The organism is Psychrilyobacter sp. (assembly GCF_049671765.1).
GTDB lineage: Bacteria > Fusobacteriota > Fusobacteriia > Fusobacteriales > Fusobacteriaceae > Psychrilyobacter.
On the sequence record NZ_JBATVM010000099.1, the window covers coordinates 1 to 2,086 of the forward strand.

The 2,086-nt window shown below is 27.8% G+C and carries 3 protein-coding genes; 2 read left to right on the plus strand and 1 reads right to left on the minus strand.

Translation table 11 applies throughout. The features are described from left to right. Both WBG30_RS04915 and WBG30_RS04920 read left to right on the plus strand, forming a co-directional pair. On the plus strand, window positions 1-419 hold a 419-nt coding region (locus tag WBG30_RS04915), incomplete at its 5' end, for a site-specific integrase (RefSeq protein WP_424503528.1). A 401-nt stretch (window positions 420-820) separates the two neighbouring features. Then, window positions 821-1,639, plus strand: coding sequence for a hypothetical protein (locus WBG30_RS04920; protein WP_424503529.1), 819 nt, complete (start codon window positions 821-823; stop codon window positions 1,637-1,639). Between the two features lie 107 nt (window positions 1,640-1,746). Here WBG30_RS04920 and WBG30_RS04925 read toward each other — a convergent pair. Continuing rightward, on the minus strand, window positions 1,747-2,086 hold a 340-nt coding region (locus tag WBG30_RS04925; protein WP_424503530.1), incomplete at its 5' end, for a hypothetical protein.

Consider the following 2,086-nt stretch of genomic DNA (forward strand, 5'->3'; position numbering starts at 1 on the left):
CTAAAATGATAAAAGTAAATAAATCATATCAAAGAATTAATAAAAAAGATGTGATAACTGAGCCAAAAACTCCTAAAGGGAATAGAGTGATACCAATAACTAATAAATTAGCAGGTGTTATAGGAAAATATTTTTCTATGATGTATAATCCAAAGGAAAATGATAGAATTATAGAAGGTACAAAATATAGGTTTGAACATGATATGAAAAATTATTGTATAAAATCAGGTGTAAAAAAAATTAGAGTTCATGATTTAAGGCATAGTCATGCAAGTGTCCTAATAAACTTAGGAGTAAGCCCACTAGCTATAGCAAAAAGGCTAGGACATGAAAAAATAGAAACTACATTAAATATTTATTCTCATTTATATCCAGAAAAAGAAAAAAATATGATAGATTTGTTAGATGGGTTAAATTAATACTGCTCCTAAAATGCTCCTAAAAATATTAGAAAACAGTATAAAAAGAGAACATATAGAAAATAGGTGAATAAAAGGCACTGAAAATAAAGGGATATAATATAAGGGAATTTTATGACTGTTGAGTGGGAATAAGAAAAGACGTAATTAATTACATCGTAGCACATTTTTAAGGCTTATTTTTATTGACGTTATCCATGTAATCACATCATGTTACATCGTACTATATCGTAGTACGGTCTATAAAATGGCACAAGAATGGCACGAATTTAGAAGTTACGGCACAAAATTAAAAGAGAGGTTTCCCTCTCTTTTTTAATTAAAACTTAATTATTTTATAAGAATGTGATAAACTAGTTTGATCAATTTGATTAATAAATTATTGTCATAGGGGGAAAATTATGGTACAAAACAGTTTAAATGTTGCAGACTATGTGTCAATAGTCAAAGATGGAATGAACATTGTATTTTTTTTAGTTGTAGGTGGAATAACTATTTTAACTTATATTAAGGCAAAAACAACAATATTGCAACCCATAAAAACAGAAATTTTTAAAATACAACTTAAAAACTTTTCAGAAATAATGGAATTATTTAATGGAAAATCAGAGATGGAAATAAGGAAATTTTTTTGTATTAGTGATATTTTAGAAATTAACGCTATAAAACTACTAGATAATTATGCTAGTCTTTTTTTTGAGCTTGAAATTAATAGTGATGAAAGACCTTATAATACAAATGATTGTTCAATTAGTATTGTGTCAAAAGAATTTATGGAAGAACACTTTATTTTAGATAATGATCATACAAGAGAATCTTCAGTTAAAAAAAATGATTTTTCTTACCCTGATGCGATGACTCGGGCAGCAATATGGAATAATTATAAGCTAGGAATATTATCTATCCCTAATGAACACACTAAAGCTCAAAAAAAGATAGAAACCATCATGAAGTCTCCATTGTTGCCGAAAGAGTGTCTGAAATTATTAAAAGAATTATTAGAAATAGTAAATGATAATGTTAAATTGGTAGAAGAAGTTTTAAATGAAATAGTTTGCGAGATCCCTGAAAAATATCCGAATATTGAAGAATTAAAAAAATATCATTCGAATTGGATATCTAATAAGTATAATAATAAAATAAAATCATTTGATAAGGTTACAGAAAAATTAACAGATTATCTTAGAGAGTATTTGCTTGTCGATTCCCTTAAAGAATGAGAGATTTAGAACTAAGTAAAAGATCATTGGACAGGCCTAAGAGAGTTTTAGCATAAACAAAAAAGTCTATCAATTAAGGTAGACTTTTTTGTTTATGCTAATCAATTTTACCTTGGCTTCACCTTACAAAATTTATTACCTTTGTAGATCTCCCCATCAAATTTATCTTTAGCAAAATACTTTACATTGTCAGAGAACATAGCTATGTACTCCTCCCTCTTGTGGATAGAGCCTAGTAATTCATCTACCTTTGCTATATCGGTGTGTAGTTCATCGGCAAGTTTTATTATATTAAACATAGCTTCAAACATATTATTCATCTCTTCTTTGCTAAACTTGTCTTTATTTATCTTATTTTGTAGTTCCAATTTTTGGAGTCGTTCTTCCAGTGCTAAAGTTAGATCTTTCTCACATTGGATAAAGTATTGTCGGATTTTTCTTCCATGG

Coding starts and splice junctions, on each gene's coding strand:
- WBG30_RS04920 (WP_424503529.1), top strand. CDS start 821: ATGGTACAAAACAGTTTAAATGTTGCAGACTATGTGTCAATAGTCAAA.